Source organism: Mycobacterium sp. NPDC006124 (assembly GCF_040614235.1).
Taxonomy (GTDB): Bacteria; Actinomycetota; Actinomycetes; order Mycobacteriales; family Mycobacteriaceae; genus Mycobacterium.
The window spans coordinates 57261-78183 of record NZ_JBEXUA010000017.1 but is presented as its reverse complement, the minus strand read 5'-3'; the positions used below and the strand labels follow the sequence as shown (position 1 = coordinate 78183).

19 protein-coding genes and 2 pseudogenes are annotated in these 20923 nt (G+C 65.1%); 8 read left to right on the top strand and 13 right to left on the bottom strand.

What is annotated here, in order from left to right:
* The first annotated feature begins 12 nt into the window (after positions 1–12).
* The gene (locus ABZ195_RS25360) at positions 13–807 is read left to right on the top strand and encodes an alpha/beta hydrolase (RefSeq protein WP_355222650.1); all 795 of its coding nucleotides are present in this window, start codon (positions 13–15) and stop codon (positions 805–807) included.
* A 127-nt stretch (positions 808–934) separates the two neighbouring features.
* Positions 935–3189, top strand: a pseudogene (locus tag ABZ195_RS25355) (molybdopterin-dependent oxidoreductase).
* Positions 3190–3191: 2 nt separating this feature from the next.
* Here ABZ195_RS25355 and ABZ195_RS25350 read toward each other — a convergent pair.
* The 5 genes and pseudogenes from ABZ195_RS25350 to ABZ195_RS25330 form a co-directional block, all read right to left on the bottom strand.
* Positions 3192–3812, bottom strand: a complete 621-nt coding sequence (locus ABZ195_RS25350) for a hypothetical protein (protein ID WP_355222649.1) — start codon at positions 3810–3812, stop codon at positions 3192–3194.
* Between the two features lie 106 nt (positions 3813–3918).
* Positions 3919–4257, bottom strand: a pseudogene (locus ABZ195_RS25345) (ATPase); the annotation flags it as partial.
* A gap of 588 nt (positions 4258–4845) precedes the next feature.
* On the bottom strand, positions 4846–5244 hold the full coding sequence (locus ABZ195_RS25340; protein ID WP_355222648.1) for a hypothetical protein: 399 nt from the start codon (positions 5242–5244) through the stop codon (positions 4846–4848).
* Entirely contained in the window at positions 5238–5678 is a 441-nt protein-coding gene (locus ABZ195_RS25335) for a hypothetical protein (protein WP_355222647.1), read from the bottom strand. The genes ABZ195_RS25340 and ABZ195_RS25335 overlap by 7 nt, the downstream gene beginning before the upstream one ends.
* A 940-nt stretch (positions 5679–6618) precedes the next feature.
* Positions 6619–7056, bottom strand: coding sequence for a limonene-1,2-epoxide hydrolase family protein (locus ABZ195_RS25330; protein WP_355222646.1), 438 nt, complete (start codon positions 7054–7056; stop codon positions 6619–6621).
* 118 nt (positions 7057–7174) lie between these two features.
* Here ABZ195_RS25330 and ABZ195_RS25325 point away from each other — a divergent pair, with 118 nt between their 5' ends.
* The gene (locus ABZ195_RS25325) at positions 7175–8026 is read left to right on the top strand and encodes a helix-turn-helix transcriptional regulator (protein WP_355222645.1); all 852 of its coding nucleotides are present in this window, start codon (positions 7175–7177) and stop codon (positions 8024–8026) included.
* Between the two features lie 386 nt (positions 8027–8412).
* On the opposite strand, the gene ABZ195_RS25320 is transcribed toward ABZ195_RS25325, so the two are convergent.
* Positions 8413–9351 (bottom strand): AraC family transcriptional regulator, encoded by a 939-nt coding sequence (locus tag ABZ195_RS25320; protein WP_355222644.1) that lies wholly within the window; start codon positions 9349–9351, stop codon positions 8413–8415.
* Between the two features lie 160 nt (positions 9352–9511).
* On the opposite strand from ABZ195_RS25320, the gene ABZ195_RS25315 reads away from it, so the two are divergent.
* The 3 genes from ABZ195_RS25315 to ABZ195_RS25305 all read left to right on the top strand — a co-directional run bounded on the left by ABZ195_RS25315 (position 9512) and on the right by ABZ195_RS25305 (position 12117).
* A complete protein-coding gene (locus ABZ195_RS25315) occupies positions 9512–10276 on the top strand; it encodes an NAD(P)H-dependent oxidoreductase (protein ID WP_355222643.1) in 765 nt (254 codons plus the stop codon).
* Between the two features lie 133 nt (positions 10277–10409).
* The gene (locus ABZ195_RS25310; protein ID WP_355222668.1) at positions 10410–11126 is read left to right on the top strand and encodes a type 1 glutamine amidotransferase domain-containing protein; all 717 of its coding nucleotides are present in this window, start codon (positions 10410–10412) and stop codon (positions 11124–11126) included.
* 565 nt (positions 11127–11691) lie between these two features.
* Positions 11692–12117 carry a hypothetical protein gene (locus ABZ195_RS25305; protein ID WP_355222642.1) on the top strand — a complete coding sequence of 142 codons (426 nt, stop codon included), beginning with the start codon at positions 11692–11694 and terminating at the stop codon, positions 12115–12117.
* Between the two features lie 137 nt (positions 12118–12254).
* On the opposite strand, the gene ABZ195_RS25300 is transcribed toward ABZ195_RS25305, so the two are convergent.
* The 3 genes from ABZ195_RS25300 to ABZ195_RS25290 are packed head-to-tail and all read right to left on the bottom strand — an operon-like array spanning position 12255 to position 16017.
* Positions 12255–12722, bottom strand: a complete 468-nt coding sequence (locus tag ABZ195_RS25300) for a hypothetical protein (RefSeq protein ID WP_355222641.1) — start codon at positions 12720–12722, stop codon at positions 12255–12257.
* Complete coding sequence (locus ABZ195_RS25295; RefSeq protein ID WP_355222667.1) at positions 12719–15538, bottom strand: RND family transporter; 2820 nt, start codon at positions 15536–15538, stop codon at positions 12719–12721. Before ABZ195_RS25295 ends, ABZ195_RS25300 begins: the two co-directional genes overlap by 4 nt.
* A 35-nt stretch (positions 15539–15573) precedes the next feature.
* The gene (locus ABZ195_RS25290; protein ID WP_355222640.1) at positions 15574–16017 is read right to left on the bottom strand and encodes an MmpS family transport accessory protein; all 444 of its coding nucleotides are present in this window, start codon (positions 16015–16017) and stop codon (positions 15574–15576) included.
* Between the two features lie 327 nt (positions 16018–16344).
* Here ABZ195_RS25290 and ABZ195_RS25285 point away from each other — a divergent pair, with 327 nt between their 5' ends.
* The gene (locus ABZ195_RS25285) at positions 16345–16782 is read left to right on the top strand and encodes a MarR family transcriptional regulator (protein ID WP_355222639.1); all 438 of its coding nucleotides are present in this window, start codon (positions 16345–16347) and stop codon (positions 16780–16782) included.
* Between the two features lie 83 nt (positions 16783–16865).
* Here ABZ195_RS25285 and ABZ195_RS25280 read toward each other — a convergent pair whose 3' ends face one another.
* Positions 16866–17840: a glycerophosphodiester phosphodiesterase family protein gene (locus ABZ195_RS25280; protein WP_355222666.1), complete on the bottom strand. Its 975-nt coding sequence runs from the start codon at positions 17838–17840 to the stop codon at positions 16866–16868.
* Between the two features lie 143 nt (positions 17841–17983).
* Positions 17984–18370, bottom strand: a complete 387-nt coding sequence (locus tag ABZ195_RS25275) for a hypothetical protein (protein ID WP_355222665.1) — start codon at positions 18368–18370, stop codon at positions 17984–17986.
* 166 nt (positions 18371–18536) lie between these two features.
* On the opposite strand from ABZ195_RS25275, the gene ABZ195_RS25270 reads away from it, so the two are divergent.
* Positions 18537–19559, top strand: coding sequence for an NADPH:quinone reductase (locus tag ABZ195_RS25270; RefSeq protein ID WP_355222638.1), 1023 nt, complete (start codon positions 18537–18539; stop codon positions 19557–19559).
* Positions 19560–19651: 92 nt separating this feature from the next.
* Here the strand turns inward: ABZ195_RS25270 and ABZ195_RS25265 are convergent, their stop codons facing one another.
* The gene (locus ABZ195_RS25265; protein ID WP_355222637.1) at positions 19652–20278 is read right to left on the bottom strand and encodes a hypothetical protein; all 627 of its coding nucleotides are present in this window, start codon (positions 20276–20278) and stop codon (positions 19652–19654) included.
* Positions 20275–20835 carry a hypothetical protein gene (locus ABZ195_RS25260; RefSeq protein WP_355222636.1) on the bottom strand — a complete coding sequence of 187 codons (561 nt, stop codon included), beginning with the start codon at positions 20833–20835 and terminating at the stop codon, positions 20275–20277. Before ABZ195_RS25260 ends, ABZ195_RS25265 begins: the two co-directional genes overlap by 4 nt.
* Between the last annotated feature and the right edge of the window lie 88 nt (positions 20836–20923).

The window sequence follows — 20923 nt, the reverse complement described above, 5'->3', positions numbered from 1 at the left end:
GCCGGAGGCAACGTGCCCACCGCGTTGATCCACGACCTGGAGGTCTTCTACGAGGTCCTCGGAGACGGTCCATCCGTCCTGTTCCTGAACGGGTCCGGGTCGACCGTGGCCGAGGTCCGAGCGCTGTTGCGTCCGCTGGCGAAGCAGTTTCAAGTCCTGGTCGCCGATTATCGGGGTATGGGCCGGACGGCCATGCCGGATGCCCGATACGGCATGGTCGATCTTGCCGCCGACGCGATCGGCTTGGCCGATCACATGGGGTGGTCGACGTTCCGTCTGCTCGGAATCAGCTTCGGCGGCATGGTTGCCCAAGAAGTCGCCGTCACCGTGCCCGAACGGATCTCGCGACTGGTGTTGATGTGTACGTCCTCGGGCGGTGCGGGTGGAGCGTCGTATCCGCTGCAGTCCCTGGCCGACCTCTCCGCCGAGGATCGGGCGAGGGTGTCCACCCAGGTCTTGGATACCCGGTTCACCCCGGATTGGCTCGAGACCCACCCTGCCGATCGAGCCCTGGCCGATCGGATGGCCCGGCGCCGCAGGGATGAGGAGACGACCGAGGTCGCCATCCGTGGCGCCCAACTTCAGCTGCACGCTCGCGCGGAGCACGACGTATTCGACCGGCTGGGGCGGATCACCAGCCCGACGCTGGTCGCCTCCGGACGCTTCGACGGAATCGCTCCGCCCGCGAACGGCGCGGCCATTGCGGCACAGATCCGCGGCGCGGTGGCGCGAATCTACGACGGCGGACACGCCTTCTTCCTTCAGGATTCGGCCGCGATGCCCGACGCGGTCGACTTCCTGCGCTGATTATGCGCAGAAGCCGCGTCTCGTCGAAATGCGTTTCACAGCAGCACTTCACGACTACGGTGGACACGTGTCCATTTCTGGTCGTGACATCGCTACGCACACGTTGACCTGCCCGTTGTGCGAGGCGATGTGCGGACTCCCGGTTGCGGGTGGCGGACGGCGCCGCCGTCGACGTCCGCGGAAACGTCGATGACGTGTGGTCACGGGGGCACATCTGCCCGAAGGGCACGACGCTGGGTCACTTGCACGACGATCCGGATCGTTTGCGCCAGCCCATGGTGCGGCGGGCGGACGGGACGTTTCGCGCGGTCGACTGGCCGGAGGCGTATGTCGAAGTCGAACGCGTCCTGCGGCCAGTGCTCACCAACTACGGAGCCCGGGCGATGACGGTCTACGTAGGCAACCCGGTGGCTCACAATCTCGGCCTCGCGTCCTACATTGGCGCCCTCATCGGCATGGCTGACGTCGCCGGGATGCAGTCCTACTACTCACCCGGCACGGTCGACCAATGGCCACTCAACGTGGTGAGCACGTTGTGCTTCGGCGGCATGTGGAATGCGCCGATTCCCCGACCTGGATCGCACCGACTACCTTCTGATCCTGGGTGCGAATCCCGCAGTCTCCCAGGGCTCGATGCTCTCCTCTCCAGACGTGGCGGGAAGTCTGACCGCCATTCGGCGTCGCGGTGGTCAGGTGGTCGTCGTCGATCCTCGGCGGACCGAAACGGCGGCACGCGCGTCGAGGTGGGTGCCCATTCGTCCGGGGACCGACGCGTTGTTGCTCTTCGCGGTGCTGAGAACCTTGGTCGAAGACGGCTCCGTCTCCCCGTCGCCGCACCTCGACGGCAAGGTCACGGGGCTGCAGGAGGCGATCGCGCTGGCCGAGCCCTTCACTCCGGAGCGGGTCTGCGCGGCAACCGGTGTCGACGCATCGGCCATCCGTGATCTGGCCGCGCGTCTGGCTGCGGCCGACAGTCCCGTGTTGTACAGCCGTATCGGGTTGTGCACGCAGGAGTTCGGCACCTTGGCGACATGGTTGGTCTTCTTAGTGAACATCGCCCTGGGGGCAGTCGACCGATTGGGAGGTGCGCTGTTCCCCAAGCCCGCGGTCTGGTCTCCCATGTTCATGAAGCCCCCTGACCAGACGGGCAAGCGATGGCAATTCGGCCGCTTTCACAGCCGGGTACGTGGAGCGCCGGAAGTGCTCGGCCAATTTCCGGTGGGATGCCTGGCCGAGGAGATCGACACACCCGGGGACGGTCGCATCCGGGCGCTCATCTCCGTCGCCGGCAATCCGGTGATCTCGGCACCAGGGTCACGACGCCTGGACGAGGCGCTCCCGCAGCTGGATGCGATGATCTGCGTTGACAATTGGCTCAACGAGACCTCCCGCCATGCCGACGTCATCCTGCCGGGCCTGTCGCCGCTGGAGCGGGCGCACGCCGACGATCTGTACTGGATGTACGCGACCGCGTCCTGCGTCAAGTGGTCCGAGCCGGTGTTCGACGTCCAGTCGGATCGGCCGGGGGAGTGGGAACTGCTGTTGCGCTTGGCCGGCGCCACCCTGGGAACGCCGGTACCCGAGGTCGACGTCGCAGCCATGGATGACCTCTACGTTCAGGGTCTGGTCGCCACCGCGTGTGCCACTCGAGGAACACCGCTCACCGGTCGGGACGCCGCGACGGCATTTGGTGCACTCATCGGGCGAGGCCCGGAACGACTCGTCGACATGGGAATTCGGCTCGGGCCGTGGGGCGACGGCCTGGGCGAGCGTCCTGGCGGGCTGACCCTCGCCGAGGTCAGACGGCACCCCAACGGCGTGCGGTTGGCCGACCTGGAGGAGAACCGGATCGACGAGGCCGTGACGACTCCCTCTGGTTGCATCGAGTTGATCCATCCGCAGATCGTCGACGACGTACCCAGGCTCGTAGAACGATTGGATCGGGCAACGCCCGCCATGGTGCTCACCAGTAGGCGGCACCTTCGATCGAACAACTCGTGGATGCACAACGTTCCGGCTCTCATGCGAGGCAAGGAACGGTGCACTCTGTTGCTGCACCCCGACGATGCACGCGCCCTGGGTCTGGTCGACGGTAGACCGGCGACGGTCGAGACCGACGGTGGGACGCTCGAGGTGGCGGTGCAGTTGAGTGCTGACATGATGCCCGGTGTTGCGTCCCTGCCGCATGGTTGGGGGCACGGCCAGCCAAGAACGGAGCTCGCGGTGGCCAACGCGCATCCCGGGGTCAACTCGAATCTGCTCAATTCCGTTGAGAGCCTCGACGTTCCCAGCAACACCCACGTGGTCAACGGTGTGCCGTGCCGTGTACGCCCGAGCCTCGACAGGGATATCGCCGAAAGCTTTCGCGCTCAATGCGATTGAGATCACCCGACGCGGGTGGCCGACGGATTCCCGTCGGGAATCCCCAGCCTGTTCGGTTGCTCGTTCACATCCCCGCGCTGAACGTCGTCGCCGACCGGCGGAGAGACGACGGGTCCGGGGGAGTTGGGGACGAGCGGTGGCGGCCAAACGAACTCCTGCATGGTGTCACCGGCGGGCCACGGCGTGTCGGACGGCGCGGAGGGCGCGACGCCGATCGCCTTGCAGCGGCCCGCGACGATGGGCTTGTTCCAGGCACCGACCGGGTTGGGCTGCTCGGCGAGGTACCGCTGGTCGGGGCACCGCCAACTCGACGACCACGCTCCGCCGCCGAAGGTGAGGCCGCCCCCGACGTTGTTGCTGACGCCATCACCGGTGAAGTTGGCTCCGGTGTTGAAGTCGGCGTCCAACGTCAGCGCCTCCTGGTGCAGATGTGCGCCGTTGATCTCGCGCGGAAAGTCACACGCGAACAGCACGCCGATGACGATCGCGACGTCGGCACGCACGTAGTAGCCGGTTGCCGGATAGCCGCAACTCGTCGGCACATCGGCCCGGGCCGGTGCCACTGCGACGAGGCCGATCATCAGAGCCGTCGTGATGCTGCCCGGCGCGATCCAACGGTTCACGGCTCAGCTTCCCACGGACTCGCGGTGTTCGGGACTTTCGGGTCGATGACGTCACCTTTTCTCGACCCGACACCGCTCGGGCGCGCGCCCTGGCGGCCGTTGGCGGTCATCGTGGCCAGCGTTGCGTCAGTTCCGCGGGCGACCACGCCAGCCACTGCGGGGCGCCGACGATGAAGCCACCGGTCAGTTTGGCCACGATCCGCGGCCCCTTGGAGCCACTGTTGTCATACATCGTCACCTCCTCGCATCGAGCGGCGGCGACGACGACTGCCCACAGGCGGTGGTACCGCTCCCGAATCTTGTTCTCCGGCACGCCATGTCCACCGGCCTGCACGCGGCTCGCGACGCGGGGCACGGCGAGCTCCTCCGGGATGAGCAGGACGTGTAGCACCACCACGTAGCCCGCGGAGTGCGCGGCATCGACGAGTTCGAGCTTGGACGGATGAAGCTGTGCTGCATGACAATTCGTCACTGTGACGAATCAATTGGCGGCCTGCACGGACAGGCGGAAGAGCGCGACAGCGGTCTCAATCAACATCGTCGCCATCGCGCTGCGGGCGAGACAACAGTCAAGCTCGACATCCCCGTCAGGTGGTACCCATTCGCAACCGACAGACACTGGAATACGACGACCTCGACGTTGGCACATCAGGTGCGTGGACCTGAGCGCCTGGACCAACCCACCGGCTGCGCAGCGGACACTGTTCAGTCAGCACGCGGTGCGAGCGCATTCATCACAGGCAACCCGCGATGATTGTTTGCCGATAAGCGACATTATGTCAACTCAACTACTACTGCATATTGCATCAGAGGAATCAAAGCCCGGCCGCTTGCCGGCCACCACTCCTCCCGTCGTTTTCGGCAGCGTTGCAACACTTTCCGCCCACCGTCGCCGCTCTGCGGACTCGTGGAGGTCGGCGGTGAGCGCGTCTCGTATTCTCGGGTTCGCCTTCTCCGCTATGGCTCGGGGCGTGCGACCCGCTCGGGTCTCGCCGACTCATAACTCCCCTTTAGGTCGGCGAGACCGCCTGTCTCAGGGCTCGCTGGTGTCGAACCGTCCGTCGGCGAGACGGTCGACGGCGCGGCCGTCGGCAAGTTCGGTGCGGTCGTCCGGGTTGCGCAAATAATGCCGCACGAGCCAATACAGTCCGGCGCCGTCGGGCACGTACAGTTCGGCGTCGTCCACGCGCCGCCGTCGTCCGTCGCGAAGGTGGAGGACGATGGTCTTGCGGGTCGGCGCGGTGTAGACACTGCGCGTCTTGGCCTGGAGTTTCTCCCATGCCGTCAAGATCCGTCGATCCACCTGATCGCTGATCGCCGCGATGTCGTCCCAGGCGACGGTCACAGTGCGCCGGACGTCGAAGTGGTCGATTCCGCCGGGTGTCATTCGTACCTGTCCGATGCCGCCGCGCGACCATGCGTGGATCAGCATCCAGGTAGCAGCGAGTGCTGCGGGGATGGCCACGGCCACCGCCTGTCCGGCAATGTCGACGTCGAAGAATATCCCCGGTCGCCCCCCCACGTGCCGATGATCACGATCACGCTGGTGACGACGAAGAGGGCGAGCGACACCAAGCCCAGCCGGCTGACGTTCCGGTCGGGCGTGAACGTCGTGCCGGTCGATCCGTGCTCGACGTGGACGGTGGTCCGTCCACTTGTCACCGACGTCAGCACGAAGATCGCCAGGGCGAGGGACGTCAGCAGGCCTGCTTCCATCAGGGCTCCCGCGTACAGCCCGCTGGTCAAGTCGGCGGCACCGAGCAACAGGGCGGCCAACGCATAGATCGCCAAGAGGACTCTGCTCTGCAGGTAGCGCTGCCATCCCGGGGGCCAATGCTCCGGCTGCGGAAATCGGTCATTCGACATGCGAATGCTCCTCTCGTCGTTGCCGCCGGGGCCGACGGCTCGGGCTGTGCGTCGGCGAGCGCAGAAGGTGAGCTGGCCACCATCGTCTTCTCCGAACGTAACCGACGCCCACGCTGCGGGGGCAGCACACGCGAGGGGGCCACAGTGGATTTGCTGACGATCATCTCGATCATCTCCGTCTACGTGGCCGGCGGTTGTGGGTTGACGCCACGGCGCGACCACTTTGCGTCCAGACGCGATCTGGCCCCACTCGTTACGAGTACCGGCTCACCGATGGCCCGTGTCTTCGTCGGTCATGGTGGCGATGGTAAAGGGCGGTTGATCCATGTGGAACAGTTCGCGGGGTCCGGCCAGGTTGGAGTTGGGCCGCGTTCACAGGTGCGGTCATGATCACAGCCGCTTTCCTCTGGCGTCTTTGACGACTCGCCCGCCCGTCTTCTTGACCACCTTCGTTGAATTGGTAGCAGTCCTCGACTTTCGCCTTGTGCACTGTTGTCGGACGTCCCGCGATGGGCGATGGTTTCACCGCGGGGTAACGTAGCCGTCCAGCTTCTACCGGGCTGCCTCGGCAGTCATATTCGGCCAGTTCCAGGCGCTCGACGTCTTCGGTGTGCCGCGTGCGGTGTGGCCAGCAGTCAGAGCCCCCTCCCCCGTCGTATTCAGCCCGATTCACTGCTGCGTCGCGGAAGAAGTACGCCGGGATCGAATATGCCGGGTTACCGGTATCTTGCCGGCCGCACTGGCAAATACATTATGCTGCAACGCTATTCAGAAGCTCCCCTGGGTATCACGACTTGAGGAAACCATCGCCAGGGCGGTGCCAATGGAGCCGCTCACCTCTCCCCCGCCGGGGGATAGATGCCGCCGTCCCCGCCGCGAGGGCGTGATCAAAGGCTGCGGGATCTGGGTACGCCGATACGGACGTTCACCTTGAGCCCTGTCAGGCGTTGGTCGCCGCGCCAGACGTCCCGGGATTCGCGGGGGGAATGAAGTACTCCCGCATAGCGATGATGCGCCCGTCACGGATTTCGGCGACGCCGGCGACACGCGCAGACATCAGTAAATCGCCTGCGGCATCGTAGAAGTCATCGACGCGTTCGGTGAACACGTTGGGACCCTGAGAAACAATGAATTTGAAGTCGACGATCATCGTGTCGAAGCCGGGCGGCTCGGCGTCAACGAGAGCTTTAGCCTCCTCGATGCCCACCGTGGTGACGAGGCCGACGTTCTCCCAGAGGGTCTCTGGGGTGAAAAATTCGTCGAAGGCTGCCATTGCGACGGCTTTCGAGATGCTCCAGCGTCCGAAGAACTCGCGGAACACAGCGCTGGGGTCCGTGGCGGAAGGGGTGGTGTCGTTGGTGCTGTGTGCTCGTGTCATGCCGTCTAGCGTGCCGAACGGATCCGCGGCGGGGAACGGCCAGTCATAACCCCGACTGCATGCAACCTAGGACAGGTTCTTCCCTCCCCTGGCCTGCTGGGACGGGAATAATGGGGAGATGGTCAGTCGTTCGGATTCCGCCGGTTCCCTGGGGAGCTTCCTGCGGGCGCGGCGCGCCGAGTTGGACCCCGGTGAGGTGGGGTTGCCCGCGCTGGGTGGCCGTCGGCGCGTCCCCGGTCTGCGCCGTGAGGAGGTCGCTCAGCTGGCGGCCATCAGCCACGACTATTACGCCCGACTCGAGCAGGGCCGCGTTGCCCCCTCGCCTGCGGTCTTGAACGCTCTTTGCGATGTCCTGCGACTCGACAGCGAGCAGCGTAGTTACCTCTATGAACTCGCCGGCAAGCCCGTCCTCGACCGACGTGCGCCCACATCGCATCCCATTCGGCCACAAGTTCAACGCCTCCTCGATGCGATGACGGGGGTTCCCGCCTTCCTCTTCGATCCTCGATTCGACATCCTGGCCTGGAACGCGTTGGCCGCCGCGGTCTACGTCGACTTCAGCGCCATCCCGCCCGGCCAGCGCAATTACGTGCACCTGGTCTTCACCCACCCCGACGTCCGCGCGCTCTACGCCGACTGGGAGGCCGACGCCCGGAACTGCGTCGCAACACTGCGCAGATCTGCCGCCCAAAACCCGGATGACCCTCGTCTGCTCGCACTGGTCGACGATTTACGCACCCGCGACGACAGGTTCCGCACCTGGTGGGGAGTGCACGAGGTGGTCAATTTCAGTCGCGGAACCACGATACTGCGCCATCCGGTCGCCGGCGAGCTCACACTGGACTGGGACACCTTCGCAAGCGACGCCGACCCTGGCCAACGCCTGATGACGATGACCGCACCCCCGCACAGCCCCACCCACCAGGCGCTGCAGTTCCTCAGCTCTTGGAACAACAGCACCGTCCAGTAAAAGTTTCTCTCGCTGAAAAACTTTACGGCCAGGCACCCCGTCGCACACTTCGATGGAACTGCCGGGTGGAGATGGCTTTGGGTTGGCGCTTTCACCGTCACCATCGGGGCCCGCAGTTCCTGATCGACACGACGAACTCGGGATCGATACCTTTACTCGGCCAAAACTGGATACCTCGACTTGGCCACCCGGAGGTACCTTTTCATGGCCATGCGCAGTCGGGCCGGGTCCGCGGGGCTCGGGGCGCAAGCGGCGGCTCACGACGACGGACCACTTGTCGGAAGTAGGTGTAGTAATCAAAACCGCTGTACAGCAATGTATTTGGCATTTCCTTGACAGCGATCATGTTCAATTAATATGTACTGCTTGCGAATTGAGTCTAACCTTCACGTCGCCGTCCACTTGCTGCGAGCGCGGTATCTGCCCGGTGGAACTCCCTGCCACCGAGCGAAGGTCCGATTGAACGCATACTCCGAGGTGTATCCGACGTCACGGGCTATATGTGCGACCGGGAGCGCGGTGAGCCGGAGTTTGTTCGCGGCCAGTTCCATTCGCCATTTGGTCAGGTACTCGGCCGGCGGGCACCCCACCTCTGTGCTGAAGCGGCGCACAAGCGTCGCACGGGAAACTGCGGCGCTTCTGGCGAGAGTTTCGAGCGTCCACGGATACGCCGGATCACGATGAATCGCCGTGAGCGCTGCGGCGGTGACAGGATCAGTTAGTCCACGTAGCCAAGACGGCGGGTGTTCGGCCGTGCGACTTGATTCGAGCCAGACCCGCAACAGCTGGATGAGCATGATGTGCACGATGTGGTCGAGGACCGCGCTGGCACCTGGCCCCGGGTGAGCCAACTCGTCACCTAGCAGCTGCAGCGCACTTCGCAGAGGCGGCGGCGCTGTCAGCGCTGGAACGTGTACGACATCCGGCAGCAGGCCGAATGCATTGAACGCCGTCGCCGGATCGTGTCCGAAAGCCGCGCATAAGATGCGGGTCGCCGCTGGCTGAGTGCCCACCGTTAGGTTCTCGCCGGCCCTGACGGCTGCCGCCGCGCCGTCGTGGTCGAAAGGTCGCACCGGAGCGCTGGGGTCGCTGGCCAGCACATGGGTTGGGCCGCTTGGCAGCAGCACCAGGTCGCCGGACACGAGAGATAGTGGGCCACGACCGTTCATCAACAAACACGCGGTACCTGCCGTGACCGCGTGGAATGCTGCGCCGGGCATGGCATCTGCATCCATGAGCATCCCCCAGCGCCCCCCGGCGACCACGCTGGCAGCCACCGAACCGCGAACGGACGCCCGCTTGAGGACGTCGGTCAACGTGTCCATCGCTCGAGGGTATTACCGAAAGCTTCATTGCAACGGATATCTCGATCTGATCAGACAAATTAATGAGCACTTCAGGCATCGCAGAGATCCGCTCTGCGCTATAGCGTCGACGGGGCCGCAGATCGGCAGGAGAATGCCGAGCGCTTCAAAAGGAGTATCAGTGCGAGTTCTCATCGTCTACGCCCACCCAACCCCGACGTCGCTGAACGCAGCGCTGCGGGACCATGCTCTCAGTGTGCTGCAGCGCGAAGGGCACGACGTCCAGGTATCGGACCTCTACGCGATGAATTGGAAAGCCGTCGCCGACGCCGACGACTTCCCTTCGCGAGACGGCTCAGCGCCGTTGGACCTCGTCTCTGCGTCCGGAGAAGCCTACCTCTCCGGTTCTCTGACGCGTGACGTCGCAGCCGAACAGGACAAGCTGCTGTGGGCGGACGCCATCGTCTTCCAATTCCCCATCTGGTGGTACGGCGTTCCGGCGATCCTCAAGGGCTGGGTCGACAGGGTGTATGCGTACCGCTTCGCATATGGCTACAAGGACGGAACCAACGCCTATCGCTTCGGCGAGGGCATCCTCGCCGGAAAGCGAGCATTGGTTTCAGTGACCGCCGGCGGGCCCGCCGCCGACTACGGGCCCCGTGGAATCAATGGCCCGTTGGAAGAACTCCTCTTCCCCTTCACCCGTGGGGCACTGTTCTACCCAGGGATGGATGTGTTGCCGATCTTTGCTGTGCATGGCGCGATGTTTCTTGACAATGACGGGGTTCAGCGCGCCCGGGAGGCGCTCGAGCAGCGGCTCATGGGGTTGTTCACCGACACACCCACCCCCTTCCGCCGCCAAAACGGTGGCGACTACCCCGATAAGCACACGCTGGCTGCGGATGTCGCTCCTGGGGTCTCCGGTCTGGCGGCCCATCTGGCGTAGACATCGCTGCCCGAATTGAAGAGCCGCCAGTTACCGCGCTGGTCTACACGAGCATTGTCAGCGGCCAGACGCCGCGGTGTGAAACTCCGAAAATATAGGGGCATTCATGAATGATGGAAGGCGTCGCGTGGTGATGCCATTGCCGGACAACGACTTCGACACCACCGAGGCCGCCGTGTCGTGGAAGACATTCGTAAAGAGCGGCTGTGAGGTGACGTTTGCCACCGAGCATGGGCGCGTGGCTGCCTGCGATCAGCGGCTGCTGTCAAGTGGCTGGTTCCATCCACTGTCGGCGCAAGAAGAAGCCGTGGCGGCCTACTACGAGATGATTCAGACGCCAGAGTTTTTGTCGCCAATCACGTATCGCGCGATCGAGGCCGACCATTTCGATGCGATACACCTTTCGGGTGGGCACGCCAAGGGCATGCGGCAGTACCTCGACAGCACGGTGCTGCAGAAGAAGGTGGTCGACTTCGTGCGGGCCGACAAATTGGTAGGTGCGGTATGCCATGGAGTGCTGGTGCCCGCCAGGGCCATCGACCCTGCCATGGGAAAGAGCGTGCTCGACGGTCACCGGGTGACCACGCTGACGAAGCCGCTGGAAATGTGGGCGTTCCGGACCACGGTCTTGCGCGTTGGTCGCCGATACCGGACCTACTGGAAGTACACCGAAACCGAGGTGCGTGCCGCTGTCGGAACGAAGGGCGCCATGCTCCGCGGGGAGACCGTCGAATCGCCGTTCATCGTCGAGGACGGGCAGTTCCTCACCGGCAGATACCCACTCGACGTTGCGCTCTACGCCGAGACCTTCGTGCGGATGTTGGCCGAGGCGCATCACCAGGACGCATAGCACTCACTCCGCGGGCAAGCCGACCCATAGGAAAGGCCACCTCTATGGTTGCCGCGGCCGAATCCTCCGATCGCTCCACGGTCAATGCGCTCTTTGGGGACAACCCGTTGAAGTTGGGGTTGTTCGGCATGAACAACAACCGGGCATGCACGATGTCCTTGTCGCCGGACGTGCCGTTTCTGACGTGGGAGAACACCAAGAACGTCGCACAGCTGGTAGACTGCGCAAGCTCGTATCGGGTCAGGCCCCACAGACACCAGACCAAGCCGATCTGATCGCCGACGCCGCACTGCGCAGCATCCTCGGGGTCCAATCGCGTTGACCGCGTCGACGAACCCGTCGAGCTGAGTCGCTCGTTCTCCTAGCAGCACCTCGAGCCGGCCGATGACGACCTTCGATGACGGCGCCAGCCAGGTCCTCGTCCCCTGATCGGGGGACGGTTGTTTCCCCTTGCGCCGTGTCCGATCGCGGGACAGACGTGGCCCATGGACTGCGACACGCTGTACACATCGCCGGCAAGAGCCGCACACAATGTGAACGAGCGACCAACGACAGGGGAAATACGATGATCATCAACACTTCTCACCGGTTTCACCGCCTCGCAGGCGGAGTCGTCCTGAGCGCTGCCGCAGCGTTGGTCGCCTTGGGCGCCCCCGCTGTCGGCCACGCCGACCCCGGCCCCACCGCGGGCCCCACGATGGGATGCGAAGTCATCCACTGGGGCTTCCTCGGCAATGACCGCCGCAAGGTCTGCGACGGCCCCAAGCAGTCCGACGGAACCTGGCAGCGCACCCGCACCGTCTTCACCCCGGAACGCGACACGCCAGTGTCGTGCAGCAGCAACCCTTACCACCCCGAGAACGGCACCTTCTGCTACGGCGGCTACCGGCCGGAGACCATCCAGACGCAGGAGACCTACCCGGTGACGCCCGCCACGGTGTTGCCCGACGAGCCCGGGTGGCTGACGCCCTACACCTACAACGTCCTCTGATTTTCCACAGATCCTTCAACTACCCCGCAGTCGACGAACATGCTGATTGACAGGATGATTCGTTACCTGATCCTCCTGCGTAAGGTCGTCACCGACCGGCCCGCTCCCCCGAGCGGGTCACCGCAGTGTGACGAGGGCTAGGCGGACACCGGCTGTACTGCAGTCTGTTTGGGCAGCCGCTTCTTCAGGCGCGCGGTCTTGCGCATTTGGATGATGAGATTGGTGGCGGTGAACATGGGGATGAATCCCAGGAAGGTCCGCTCGGAGGCCTGGTGGCCGTGCAGGTATTCCAAGCTGCCGAGGACGTAGAAGATCCCCAAGGTCATGAACGAGGCGGGGATGCTGTACGCCAACGGGGACCGGCGGATGTCGATGATTCGCCTGGCGATGTTCACCTCGTCCTCGGTCATCGGCTCGTCCTTGCGCAGCTTGCGCAGGGCATTCTGATAACTGTGGAGGTCGTCGGCGCCCGGCAGGACCCGCAGCGCCAGTAGCCGTCGGACGTAGACGAACGCAAGGCTCGCCAGTACGAGTTCGATGCCGAGGGCGACGAACATCAGGAGTCCCCACAGGCCGAGGCCGGTGGTGTGCGTGCTCAGGTTCATCGCGTCACTCCGTTGAAGTCGGTGGGCTCGCTGAGGCGGCGGGGACGCACTCGCACGAGGGTGGGCCACCAGAACCAGGGTCCGAGCAGCCTGATGAGCGCCGGCACGAAGAACGTACGCACGATCAGGGTGTCCAGCAGCAAGCCGATGCAGACCGTGGAGCCGACCTGGGCGATGGTCTTCAGGTCGCTGGACAGCATTGCCAGCATCGTGAATGCGAACACCAAGCCAGCCGAGGTGACCACGCCGCCGGTGCTACCCAGCGCGCGGATCAACCCCGTGTGCAACGCGGTGGTCTGAACCCCGGCGCCGATCTCCTCCCTCACCCGCGCGATCAGGAGCAGGTTGTAGTCCGACCCCACCGCCACCAGGATGACGAAGGTGATGGGCAGGACCAGCCAGTGCAGGTGCAGCCCAATCAAGTGCTGCCACACCAGAATCGACAGGCCGAACGCACCCGCGAAGGAGAAGGCCACCGTGCCGGGGATGACGATGGCGGCCATCAGAGAGCGGGTCAGGACCAGCATGATCAGGAAGATCAACACGAACGCGGCGATGGCCACGATCGTCAGATCTGACTTGGCGTACTCCTTGATGTCCTTGTTTTGCGATGCCGCACCACCGATGTAGATCTTGGAGCCGGCCAGCGAAGTTTCCTTCAACGCGGCCTTGATGGCATCGGGGAATTGATTGACGTGATCGATGCCCTCGGGTGCCATGGCGTTGCCTTCGTGGGTGACGACGAAGCGGGCGGCCTTGCCGTCCGGGGACATGTTCAACCGCAGGTCTGTCTTGACGTCCTCGTTGTCGAAGCCTTCTCGCGGCATGTAGAAGTAGTCGTCACTGCGGGATCTGTCAAAGTCGTTGCCCACGTTGACCTGATCGAAGTAGGTCTGATCGGTCTGCGTGGCCTGCAGATGCGCTGGACCGTAATTGTTCACGATGACCGTCTGCAGCGCCTGGGACTCGTCGCGCGTGATCTTGAGCTGGGCCACCATCTGGGGCATCAGCGCGTCGACGGCCTGCAGATCGGTCACCGTGTTGTGGATCTGTTCGTCGAGTGCGTCGATGCCGTCGAGGGAGTCGAACAGCGAGCGCATCGCGAAGCACACCGGGATGTCGTAACAGTGTGGCTCGAAGTAGAAGTACGCCTTGAGGGGTCGGAAGGTGTCGTCGACGTTCGAGATGTCCTCGTTGACCTCGTCAGTGACGGCCGCCAAGTTCTCGGCGGTGAGCGTCGTGGCGTGCAGATCGTCCGCCAGCTGTTGGGTCAGGGAGATGGTCTTGCCGAGCGTCGCGACGGTCTGCGCCTGGATGTCGGCCTGCTGATCGGTGTTGTCGTTGGCGTGTTCGTTGAACGGCAGCTGTTGACCGGCCGCGCCACCCTGGACGGTGAACAGGTACGGCACGTTGGCGTGGTCGAGTGGTCGGCCCAATGGCCGGGTGACGCTCTGCACCATGGCCACCCCAGGCAGTCGCACCAACTCCTTGGCGACCCGATCCAGGGAGATGAAGTCCGCGGAATTGCGCATGTCGTGGTCGGATTCGACCATCAGCATCTCGGTGAACAGCTTGCTGGGCGAGAAGTGACGATCCGCGGCGGCGAACCCTTCGTTGGCCGCCCCGGTCGGGGGCTGATAGGCCCGGTCGTCGTAGCTCACGCTGTAGGTCGGCACGAAGATCGCCCCGATCAGGACCACCGCCATGCTCGCCACCAGAATCGGCACCGGCCAGCGCACCACGCTGGCGCCGATTCGCCGGTACAGCCGGCCGCGGGTTGCCATCTTCGGGTCGAACAGCCCGAATAGGGAGCCGAGGGTCAACAGGGCCGGCGCCAGCGTCAACGCCGCTGCGATGGTGAACAGCATGCTGATCGCGACCGCCGGGCCCATGGTGTGGAAGTAGTCCAGCCGCGCGAACGTCAGGCAGAAGCACGACCCGGCGATCGTCAGCCCGGAGCCGATGATGATCGGCGACACCGCGCGGTATGCGGTGTAGTAGGCGTCTTCCCGGCTCTCCCCCATCTGTCGCGCTTCGTGATAGCGGCCCATCAGGAAGATGCCGTAGTCGGTGCCTGCGCCCAGGGTCAGGGAGACCACGATGTTGACCGCGAACGACGACATGGGGATGAACCCGTAATGCCCAAGGGTCGAGACGATGCCCTTGGCGATGAGGATTTCGAACAGCACGCTGTACATGGGCACGGCGACGTTGGTCAACGAGCGGTACACCAGAAGCAGCATCACCAGGATCAGGATGATCGTGACGATGGTGATGTTGTTGAGGCTGTTGTTGGCGATGGACAGGGTGTCCGAGGCCATCGGCGCCGACCCGCTGACGAACACCTTGAGGCCTTGCGGCGGAGGATCTTTGGCGATGATGTCCCGTACGGATTCAACCGACTCGTTGGCTTGAATCTGGCCGACGTTTCCCGCCAATCGCAGCAACAGGTACGCCGACTTGCCGTCCACGGATTGCGCGCCTGCCGCGGTCACCGGGCTGCCCCAGAGGTCCATCGCGTACTGCACGTGCGCCTTGTCGTCGTTCAACCGGACGACCAGATCGTCGTAGTACTGATGCTCGGATTCGCCGAGGGGATGGTCGGCTTCCAGCACGACCATCGTCAGGCTGGTGGAATTGGATTCCTTGAACTCGTCGCCGATGTGCAGCAGCGCGGCCTGCGACGGCGCGTAGGTGGGCACCTCCGGGCCGGCGAGTTCGGTGGCGACGTCCTCGACCTTGGGCACGAAGGTGTTCGTCGTGATCGCGAACAACGCCCAGAAGATGATGATCGGGATGGCGAACAAGCGCACCATTCTGGCGAAGAACGGCCGCGTGGCCTGGTGCGCGCTCACGCGGACTTGACCCGGCACGTGACGTCGGCGTCCTGCCGGGTAGCGGTCTGCTCATCGCGGACGACGTCGTCGACCAAGATTCGGCAGCCGACCTGACCGCCGTGCACCTGGGCGGAGATGCTGCCCGACACCACGCTGAGGTTGGTGGTCTCCACGTGCGACCACGGGAGCTCGGTGAGGTCCACCTTGTGGGGGTAGCCGTCGATGTCGATGTAGGACAACATGCCGCCGCTGCCGACGTCGCCGGTCAACTCGTAGGTCATCCGCTTGGGCGTGAATTCCTCCGGCGCCTGAGGAGGATTGACGGCAAGCACCGGTCCAGGCGCCGAGGACTGATGCGCCTTGTACATGCCCAGTCCCCCGACGGCGAGCGCCACGACGATCACCAGCGGCAGCCAAGCCCTCGCCAGGACGGTCCTGACGCTCGGTGGTCGACGCACTGAATGACTCCTCGGATCCCGTGCCAGGGCCCGGTACCGGGACACTCGACGTGGTCGTCGGTGCGAACCGCTCGCCTGAGTTTTATATCCGACATGCGATGGACTTATCAACCGCTGGGCAAAGTCCTGAAGAATTCACAGCAGATCTCAAGGTTGCCCGGATGGTCACCTCCTTCGAAAACCGTTCGACGCCAGTCTTCGACGGCAGGTAGACCGGGTCGGCGCGCAACGCCTCGACGTTCGCGAATATTCCCGCACGGATCACTGAAATGATATAAATTGACGATGAAGCATTCGGTCGGTGACAGTGTCGAGAGCATCGCCGAGATGATCGAGCTCGGCACGGACCTGATGTGGCGCTACCTGATCGACCGCGGCGAGCTCAGTGCGAGCGCGGCCCTCGTGGTGAACCGGCTGTATCGCGAGGGGCCCATGCGGTTGACGGCGCTCGCCGAGGCCGAGGGTGCCAGCCAGTCGGGAATGACGCAGCTCGTGCAACGTCTCGAACGTCAAGGACTGTTGGAGAAGCAGGCCGATCCGAAGGACGGTCGCGCATCGTTGGTGGCGCTCGGCGAGGCGGGGCGGCGCAACTGGGACAGCAGAGCCAGCGTGCGTCGTGAACGCATCGCGCGGCTGCTGCCCGGGGTGTCGCACGACGACGAAGTGGCGCTGTGGCTAGCCGCCGAAGTGGTGATACGCGTTCTCGGTCAGATGCACCAGAGCGCAGGATCAATCGACCAATCTGATGCCGGGCCATTGGGTTGACTCGGCGACGTCGCCGCGAGTGCCGAGACGCTGAAGGGCATTCGTGCCGGCCGATTGACGTGCGATCCAACTAGCCCGGGTCCTCACCGCCGGTAGGACGGCGGCAGGGGCAAGCCCTCGGTGGTCATCACCTGGCGGAGCCGGCTCGGGTAGTCGGTGATGATGCCGTCAGCACCTGCCTCGATCTGGGCGCGCATCGCGCCGGGATCGTCGACGGTCCAAGGGATCACCTTCAGACCGCGGGCGTGCGCCCGGGTGACGAAGTCGCGGTCGGCCACCAGGCGGAACCCAGGATCAGCGGCCTTCTGCCCCGGTGGCACCGAGTACCCGGGCGACAGGATCGTCGCACCCACCATCTCGGCCGCCGCGATCGGATCGGGCACGGTCGCGGGATCGATCCCGTTCAGCCACGGCGACCCCGGAACGAAGGTGGTCTCGTCCCAGAGCGCCACCAGCGGGATCGACGGGTCGGCCGCCCGCACCATCGGCAGCGTGCGCCAGTCGAAGCTCTGGATCTCGACCTTGTCCGCCTTGCCCGCACTCCGCACCGCGGCCAGGATTACGTCCACGAATTCCTGTGGGAGCGCAGACTTCTCAGGCTCAGCAGCCTCCACCTTGGTCTCGATGTTGTAGCGCACCGGCGCACGGTAGGCGTCCGCGAGGGCGAAGACCTGCGGCAGTGTGGCGATCCGGTTGCCGGTCACCACCTCGGCGTCGGGGAACCCGCTCAGGAGCTTGCCGCAGTCCAGGGTGGCCAGCTGCGCGGCGGTCAGGTCCTTCACCAACTTCCCCACGTAGGGGAACTGGGGATCTCCCGGCGAGGCCGCGGCGGTGTCCGAGCACTTGTCGGCCTGGATCACCGGGTCGTGCCACACCATCGGCTGGCGGTCGCGCGACAAGACGATGTCCATCTCGAGGGTGTCGACGCCGAGCTCGAGGGCCTTGCCGAACGCGCGCAAGGATTCCTCGGTCGTCTCGCCGCGGCCCCCTCGATGCGCTTGCAGGTCGAAGGGCGCGGGATCGGCCGTTGCCGGTGGGCCGGGCACCGCGATGATCAGAGCCGCGGCGATGACGAGGGACGACAGATGACGACGTGGAGGCAAGTGGTTGCGGGACACTCGTGTAGACCTAACACCAACGGTCGACACGCGAGTGACGGTTCGGTGAACACGCCGGACGCGAGTCCCCGCCGCACCGGCCGTCAGGTCGTGATCGTCAGTTGCGCACCCGGATGTGAGCTGAAGGTGACGACAACCGTGCCACTGCCCGTCTCGAAGGTGGTGTTGGCATAGCCGACGAAGCCGTAATGTTCGTCGATCTCCGACACCGCGGTGATGGGGCCGCTTCCCGACCCGCCGGTGTCCAGGTTCTTCCACGTCGCGGTGACGGTCAACGCGCACGAGCCGTCGTAGACCCCGGCGTCGTAGTGAATCACCGCACGCACGCCGTTCTCGATGCGATCGCCGGCCTGCACCAACGCGACCTCGGCCTCGGCACCGACGTCACCGCCGCACGTCGGGGAGGCCACCACCGGCACCCGGGGCAACACCCCGACCGCGTCGGCACGAGCCGTGCCGGTCGACGACAGCGCGCCAGCCAGGACAACGGCGAGGACACAGGCCGAACGGAGGGTGATCACGTTCGTCCATCGTCAACGGACGCAAGGGTGTTAGCACGGCCCCGGACCGGGTTGATCCGCCGTTCCCGGTCCTGACGCAGGAATACTGGCCGGGCCGCGCCGCGTTGGCCCGTGGATGAAGGCGATCACCTATTCCCGCACTGGCGACAGTTCCGTCCTGCACCTGACCGATCGCGAGATCCCAGAACCGGGCGTCGGTGAGGTTCGCGTGCGCGTGGCTCTCTCCGGGGTCAACCCGACCGACTGGAAGCGCCGCAGCGGCACGTCCGGCCAGAAAATGGAGTTCCCCGAACTAGTGCCCAACCAGGACGGCGCGGGTGTGGTGGACGCGATCGACCCCGACGTCACCGGGCTGGCCGTTGGTGACCGGGCGTGGCTCTTCATGGCCCAGCACCAGCGTCCAGGCGGCACCGCGCAGGAGTACGTGGTGCTGCCGGCCACCAACGTCGTGCCGCTGCCCGACGCCGCCGGCTTCGAGGTCGGCGCCAGCCTCGGTGTGCCTGCGATGACCGCCCACCGGGCGCTGACCGTGGCCGAGGACTGGCCGGCGCGGCTGTCCCCCGGCTCCCTCGACGGCGCCACGGTCCTCGTCGCCGGCGGCGCCGGTGCCGTCGGCCACGCCGCGATCCAACTGGCCCGCTGGGCGGGAGCCCGCGTGATCACCACGGTCAGCGGACCGGAGAAAGCAGCGCTGGCGACCGCCGCCGGCGCACACCACGTCGTCAACTACAAGGCCGAGGACGCCACGACGGCCATCCGCGACATCGCACCCGACGGCGTCGACCACATCGTCGAGGTCGCGCCCGCGCAGAACGCCGCGCTGGACGCTGCCGTGGCGAAGAACCGGGCCTCGATCGCGATCTATGCGAACAACGGCGGCGACACCATCACGTTGGACGTACGCCCCAACATGATGGTCAATGCGCGATACCAGTTCCTGATCCTCTACACCGTCGGCGACGAGGCCCTGCGCCACGCCCGCGAGGACATCACGGCTGCAGCCTCCGCCGGCGCCTTGGACGTCGGCGCGGACGCCGGCCTGCCGCTGCACTTCTTCGATCTGAAGGACACCGCGGCCGCGCACGACGCCGTGCAAGCCGGTGTGACGGGCAAGGTTCTCATCCGGGTTGGCAAGTAGTCCACGACGACGAAAGATGCCGTTCAGCATGATCTTTCGACGAACACCGGCCCCCGCCGTCGGGCGGGGGCCGGTGTCGTGACGGCCAAGAGTCAGACGGCCAAGAGGCGGTCGAAGAACTCCCGGTAGCGCTTCAAGGCGATCCGCAGATCCTCGGTCGAAGCGTCCTCGCCGCGGGCCCACTGCTCCTCCAGGCGTGACCGAGCATGGGAGAAGCTCGAGGTCAGCTGTTCGACGACGTCGGAGACCAGGCCGTCGGCCTTCTGCACGCAGTCCTTCGGGTCGTCGACGAAGCTGGCCTGGACACTGTCCCATCGGGCGCGAAGCCCGACCATCTCATCATCGGCGAAGAGGTCGTCCGAATTCGACGAGACACCGTGGGCGACCGGCGAATCGGTCACCGATCCCTGTTGCGGCAGTTGGTCGCCGGTCGGCCCGCTCCTCCGCTCCTCCGTCGAATGACCAAGACGGTCATCCGACGGCTGGACGAGACGCTCGTCGTTCGTCGGCGCAACCGTCTCCGTCACCGGCGGCTCCGACGCCGGTCGAGCGCCAAGGCCTTCCGCCGACTGATCGGCGTAGCCGGAGCCGTGGTCGTACTCAGGTGCGGCGCCCTGATCGGTACGAAGGTCCTGCCGGTCGGCGGGACGATGTGCGGTCGACGGGTCGAGATCTGACCGCGTGGGGTCGTAGTCGGTGTGCTGCTCGTGGGTGGTCATGCACGTGCCTCCTGTGAATTGTCCTTCTCCGATTCGAGCAACTTCGTGAACAGTGCGCGGTAGTGCACGAAGGCCTGGCGCTGCTGCTCGGTGCCGACGTCTCCCTTCTGTTGCGCGAGGTGAATGTCGTGTGCTGCGCGGTAATCCGCGACCACCGTGGGATGGTCGACCGAGATGTCGGCGGCTTGGCGATCGAAGTCGTCCACCGGGTAGCCACGCTCACGCATCACCTCCGTGACGAGCAGATCGGCCTCTCCCACCGCGCTCGACGGGTGATCGACGAACGCGGTCTGCACAGCCCGCCACCGGTGGGCGAAACCGTCCAGCGCCGCGGGGCTCAGGGGCCGGATGTCGAGCTTGTCGCGCTTGCGCTCCCGGGCGATGAGTTCCTTCTCGGCGGCCTTCTCGTCGCCAGCCTCGGACACCGTTCGGTCGTACTCGGGACCGAAGCGCTGTTTGAGCCGCTCGGAGTCGCGTCGACCCCGGGTGCCGATCACCACCGCCACGGCGACGAGTACGACGACGATCGCGACCACTATCCATATCCAGTTGGGCATTTCGACTTACCTCCTTTGCCTGAGCAGGGCGTACCCCACAGCTTTTCGACGCAAATGTCAATAATTCTGGATCGAATCCAGTCTGAGC